Below are 5,803 nucleotides of genomic sequence, written 5' to 3'. Positions count from 1 at the left end.
GGAGAGGACCATTTTTTGATGCCATGATGAATGCCCCGACTGTAAACTTATATAGAAATAGTGTGTGGTGAATTAGTGATGATCGTGATCGTGATCGTGATCGTGATCGTGATCGTGATCGTGATCGTGATCGTGGTGTGCGTGACTATGACTGGAGTTGTGATACGCCCCGCGGACAGGCTCAAATGGCGCCTCAATTTCCTCTACGCTGGCACCTAGGCCGATGAGCATCGACTTGATGACGTGATCACGGAGTATCAAGATGCGGTCCGCCGAGATTTCCGCCGCCAAATGGCGGTTTCCGATGTGCCATGCTAGTTCGGAAAGATGTACCGCACTCCTCGCAGTGATCGAATAAAGCGGTTCAGAAGCAGCGATTACGATGACCTTCGAGCCATCTTCCAGAACCAGCGCTTCACCGTTTCGTAGCGAAATAGGTTCTGGTAGGTCAATCAATACTTTATCGTTGTTATCCAATATAAGGGTTTTCCGCCTTACTCGGCGTTCATCATGCTTAAGCGCGATGGACTTTTGTCCCGAAGCGACAGCATTAGTAAGCTCTTTTGAATTAGAACAAATTTTTATTACACGCTGCATATGAATTCCGCCTATGATAACCGTTTAGTTGCATATCTGATTAACATTGTATAGCTACCTAAAATACATAGGTTAATTTTCTAAATTAGGATGGTGGCTGTATTGAAACGACCGGATTTTCAGATTAGATTGCTAATATCAGCTTGATGTCATTTAGCTATTTTGATCAGAAATAAATTGAATACAACATAAAAATGTGAGGCTTGCGGGGATGAGCGGATCAGGATGGAAAGGTGAGCTTGAGTTGTGGTTCGCCTGCGCGGACGCAACCACACGCCTTGTCCGTAGACGGCATATTGGCCCACTCGCCGTGCAACGTCCATTTTACCCGGAAGATGATGGTTCTGCACATGTCTATTTGCTGCATCCGCCAGGAGGTGTTGCAGGGGGTGATCGGCTTGAAATTTTTTGTCATTTGGATGATAGTGCGAAGGCTGTTGTGACCACTCCCGGAGCGACAAAGTTTTATCGCAGTGACAGTGATGACAGTGTGCAAAACGTTAAAATTAACGTGGGGCGAGGAGCGGTTTGTGAATACTTACCGCAAGAGACGATATTATTTGGCGGTTCTAAGGTTTCTGTGAGCACCGAGGTCGCGTTAAAGTCAGACTCAGTGTATCTGGGTTGGGAGATTTTCAGTTTTGGACGCCCCGCGGCTGGAGAAGATTTCGCAGCGGGACGCGTTCGGCAGCGGGTTACTATCATGCGTGAGGGTGTGCCTGTTTACTATGAGCGGTTTGACCTTGCCGCCGGTACGGCACTGCTTCATGATACTTATGCTTTTGCTGGGCGGCCGATCATGGGAACTATGATTTATGCGGGGCCAGTCAATGAGGATATGGCTGAGCGCGTACGAGCTGCGCTGGGAGAGGCCGGTTTGGGTGTCTTCTCTGTCTCCGCGCTGGAGCGTGTTGTCGTCTGTCGATATCTTGGGACACGCATGTCCGAATGTAAAACACTATTCGGTCGCGCCTGGGATGTCATAAGAGAAATAGGTCTCGGTAAACGGTCTGTTGCACCGCGTATTTGGGCAACCTGAATATACGTCGCTCACGTTAACGGTGAAGATTATAAACTGACTTGAAATGAGCAGTCTATTGCATTTTTGCGGTTTAAACAGAGCAAAAGTGCCGTGTGAACTTTGGAAAGGATGATCGATGGAACTGCTGCCACGTGAAAAGGACAAGCTTTTGCTCTTTACGGCGGGTTTAGTTGCTGAGCGCCGTAAAGCCAGGGGACTTAAGCTCAATTATCCAGAAGTCGTCGCCTATATTTCTGCCGAAATAATGGAAGGCGCACGCGATGGGAAAACAGTCGCCGAACTCATGTCCTATGGCGCAACGCTCCTCACGCGTGACGATGTGATGGACGGAGTTCCTGAGATGATCAACGATATACAGGTCGAAGCGACCTTTCCCGACGGCACAAAGCTTGTTACCGTCCATAACCCAATTCCATAGGAGGGGACCTTGATACCGGGTGAGTTCTTTGTAGAAGAAGGTACCATCGAGCTCAATGCAGGTCGTGAAACCCGCAAGATGGCCGTCGAGAATACGGGTGACAGGCCCATTCAGGTTGGGTCTCATTACCATTTTTTCGAAACGAATGGTGCTCTTTCATTCGATCGGGAAAAGGCGCGAGGCTTTCGCCTCAACATTCCTGCTGGAACGGCTATACGCTTTGAACCAGGACAGGATCGTGAGGTTGAACTGGTCGCGATTGATGGTACGAGGGAAATCTACGGATTTAATGCCAAGATCATGGGAAAGCTTTAGAGCGTGCTTCGATCTGACTGGATCATATTGGTGCACAATCATTAGTTTTAATGCGCATCTTCACTGAAAAGCGTTTCATGCTTTTCGCGATGCGCTCTAGGAGAGACGGATGGGGACGATTTCAAGAAGGGCTTATGCCGATCTTTACGGGCCAACCAAGTGCGACCGTGTTCGGCTAGCAGACACGGAATTGCTGATCGAAATCGAACAAGACCATACGATTTACGGCGAAGAAGTCACATTTGGCGGTGGCAAGGTCATCCGTGACGGTATGGGTCAGGGTCAGGGTCTTGCGGCCGAAGTTGCTGATCTTGTCATCACCAATGTTATCATTTTGGATTATTGGGGCATCGTTAAGGCTGACGTTGGAATCAAAAACGGTCGGATTTCCGGCATCGGCAAAGCGGGCAATCCTGATATCCAGCCAGGTGTAAACATCGTGATCGGGCCTGGAACAGATGTTATTGCCGGCGAAGGCAAGATTCTCACCGCAGGTGCGATTGACACCCACATTCATTTTATTGCGCCGCAACAGGCTGAAGAAGCTTTGGCGAGCGGTACAACAACATTGGTAGGTGGGGGGACTGGTCCGACGGTTGGAACACTTGCTACAACTGTGACGCCTGGGCCATGGGCCATTCATCGCATGCTGGAAGCAGCCGAAGCATTGCCAATTAACGTAGGTTTTCTTGGTAAAGGCAATGCAAGCAAGTCTGAGCCGTTGCGCGAGCAGATCATAGCAGGGGCGATCGGCCTCAAGCTCCACGAAGACTGGGGCACAACGCCAGCAACCATCGACAACAGTCTGACTGTTGCAGATGAGGAAGACATTCAGATTGCGATCCATACTGATACTCTCAATGAGAGCGGGTTCGTAAAAGATACTTTTGCAGCCATGAAGGGCAGAACCATTCACAGCTTCCATACGGAAGGTGCGGGTGGAGGTCACGCGCCGGACATCATCACTGCGGCGAGTGAAGAAAACATTCTTCCCTCTTCGACCAACCCAACGCGTCCTTATACAATTAACACGGTCGATGAACATCTGGACATGTTGATGGTTTGCCATCACCTTAGCCCCAAGATACCCGAAGATGTCGCATTTGCGGAGTCTCGCATTCGACGGGAGACAATTGCTGCGGAAGATATTCTTCATGATCTTGGTGTGTTTTCGATGATGTCGTCGGATTCACAGGCAATGGGGCGTATTGGTGAAACGACTTTGCGTTGCTGGCAAACCGCACATAAGATGAAAGTACAGCGTGGCCCGCTGGAACAGGACAGCAGTCGTCACGACAATTTTCGAGCCAAGCGCTATATTGCCAAATACACGATCAATCCGGCGATTACGCATGGATTTGCACATGAAATTGGATCGATCGAAGTTGGCAAGCGAGCAGATCTGGTTCTCTGGAAAACTGAGTTCTTTGGTGTCAAGCCAAGCCTGGTAATGATTGGCGGAATGATAGCAATGGCCCCAATGGGTGATCCAAATGCTTCAATCTCGACGCCGCAGCCAGTTCACTATCGTCCAATGTATGGCGTCATTGGGCGTGCGCTTGGATCGACAAGTGTTACCTTTGTTTCAAAAGCAGCCTTGGCTGATGGTATTGGCGAGAAACTAAAGCTGAACAAGCAGCTTGTTGCTGTTCATGGTATACGAACAATACGCAAGAAAGACATGATCCATAACGGCCTGACACCTAAGCTAGAGGTTGACCCACAAAACTATCAGGTTCGTGTGGATGGAAAGTTAATCACTTGCGAGCCTGCTGAGGTTCTTCCAATGGCTCAAAGATACTTCCTGTTTTGATGTAATCAAGACTGCAACGAGGGGAACCAAGGTCATATGCAACAATACACTCTGCGGGATCATCCATATCTCGGATTTGTAGATTGGACACTGCGTGGCGTCGGGCAAGTGGTTTTTCAGAACAATCCATGGTCAGGTTTGGTCATTCTGCTAGCCATATTATTTAATTCATGGATCTACGCTGTCATTTGCGTGGTTGGTGTGATTGCAAGCACATTGACCGCTATGATCCTGAAAGCAGACAAGGGACTTACGCGGGATGGTTTGTTTGGGTTCAATGGAGCTCTTGTTGCACTTGCTTTAATTGCATACACCAGTGCGGATTTTCGCACTGGTGTTTTGCCGTCTGCCGCGATGGCCGTTTATCTCATTTGCGGAGCGGCTTTTTCAACAATGGTTTTTGCGAGCTTTGGCGCTGTTCTTGGAACGCACAAAACTGCGCCGCTAACGATGCCGTTTGTACTCGTGGGCTGGTTATTTCTTTTTGCAATCCTCAAGTTTGACGCAATTGACGCTGGCCCAATGGCCAAGCCGGTGTCGCCAGATCAGTTTTCCTATGCCGTTCATTATATGGTGCCAACATGGTATATGGGTATAGGAACATCTATCGCACAGATATTCTTTCAGGATAACTGGATTACTGGTTATCTTATGCTGATCGGTATAGCAGTTAACTCTCGGATCAGCGCAGGTATGGCACTGCTTGGTGCTAGCATTGGTACTGGAATTGCAGCCCTGTTTGGGGCCCCCGAAGGTGCCATTCGTGACGGATTGTTTGGCTATAATTCTGCGTTGACTGCGATCGCTCTGGGGGGCTTATTCCTCGTATTTACTTGGAGCAGCTTCTTTTATGCAGTGTTTGGCGCCGTGATTTCGGCTTGGTTATGGGCATCTGTAGCTATATTCTTAAAACCGATCGGAATGCCAGTCTTGACGTCTGCTTTTGTACTTGTGACTTGGATGATGTTGCTGGGCCAATACGCATTCAAGGCACTTGTGCCTGTTCCACCGGAGCAATCAACTACGCCAGAGGATAATTGGCGCCGCTATCGTAAGATTGCTGCGGCCAGCAAATAAGCCGCTTCGCTATTTGTGGATAGCGCCTGGGTCGCAAGTGTTTTCTTGGCGTCGTAACCTTAACCTGACAGTGGATGTTCTTGAATAGCGAATAGTATTTTGGTCTGAACTATAGGCGTGCGATTTCACGCCAGATGTTGGTTGCGGCTTGACGCAATTCCCGGTGATTAGCTGAACTGAATTGGTTGCGGGAAAGTAATGAAGGTTGTAAATTTGGTCGTGAATGGATGTAAACTTTTGTACATGTCGCGCTGATTTAAAACGCTTCATGATCCGCTCTCGTCGTCGGACTGGTTGGTGCGAATTCTCGCCACGATTATTCAGGCCTTTATGCTGACGATGATCACAAACGCTCAGACCGATCTCACGATTTGCAGCACCGTAAGAACCCAGCTTGTCGGTCACCATGATGCGGGGTGAGCAACCCTGACCTGTCAATCGGCGTTTAAACGGGACCCCTTATCGGCGTCCAAAAAGTACCCCTCCTTTAGGTTGCAAGGTTTAGCGTGCGCGGGCCCGGAACTTTAAATTTAGTGCAGGG

General features: G+C 49.0%; 6 protein-coding genes and 1 pseudogene. 5 read left to right on the top strand and 2 right to left on the bottom strand.

The features are described from left to right. Positions 1–72: 72 nt before the first annotated feature. Positions 73–597: an urease accessory protein UreE gene (locus tag ABE530_RS19265; protein WP_499695671.1), complete on the bottom strand. Its 525-nt coding sequence runs from the start codon at positions 595–597 to the stop codon at positions 73–75. 211 nt (positions 598–808) lie between these two features. Between ABE530_RS19265 and ABE530_RS19260 the strand changes: the two genes are divergently transcribed. The 5 genes from ABE530_RS19260 (at position 809) to ABE530_RS19240 (ending at position 5,262) form a co-directional block, all read left to right on the top strand. After that, positions 809–1,636, top strand: coding sequence for an urease accessory protein UreD (locus ABE530_RS19260; protein WP_499695670.1), 828 nt, complete (start codon positions 809–811; stop codon positions 1,634–1,636). A gap of 118 nt (positions 1,637–1,754) precedes the next feature. After that, entirely contained in the window at positions 1,755–2,057 is a 303-nt protein-coding gene (ureA, locus tag ABE530_RS19255; protein ID WP_499695669.1) for an urease subunit gamma, read from the top strand. A gap of 9 nt (positions 2,058–2,066) precedes the next feature. Then, the gene (locus ABE530_RS19250) at positions 2,067–2,372 is read left to right on the top strand and encodes an urease subunit beta (RefSeq protein ID WP_499695668.1); all 306 of its coding nucleotides are present in this window, start codon (positions 2,067–2,069) and stop codon (positions 2,370–2,372) included. 109 nt (positions 2,373–2,481) lie between these two features. Then, on the top strand, positions 2,482–4,185 hold the full coding sequence (gene ureC, locus ABE530_RS19245; protein WP_499695667.1) for an urease subunit alpha: 1,704 nt from the start codon (positions 2,482–2,484) through the stop codon (positions 4,183–4,185). 36 nt (positions 4,186–4,221) lie between these two features. After that, positions 4,222–5,262, top strand: a complete 1,041-nt coding sequence (locus ABE530_RS19240; protein WP_499695666.1) for an urea transporter — start codon at positions 4,222–4,224, stop codon at positions 5,260–5,262. A 109-nt stretch (positions 5,263–5,371) separates the two neighbouring features. On the opposite strand, the pseudogene ABE530_RS19235 reads toward ABE530_RS19240, so the two are convergent. Continuing rightward, positions 5,372–5,688: pseudogene (locus ABE530_RS19235) on the bottom strand (DDE-type integrase/transposase/recombinase); the annotation flags it as partial. Positions 5,689–5,803 lie beyond the last annotated feature (115 nt).

This window comes from Brucella sp. TWI559, assembly GCF_039674265.1.
In the GTDB taxonomy this organism is placed as follows: Bacteria; Pseudomonadota; Alphaproteobacteria; order Rhizobiales; family Rhizobiaceae; genus Brucella; species Brucella chromiisoli.
The sequence above is the reverse complement of the archived record's forward strand: the minus strand, read 5'-3'. Positions and strand labels throughout refer to the sequence as shown.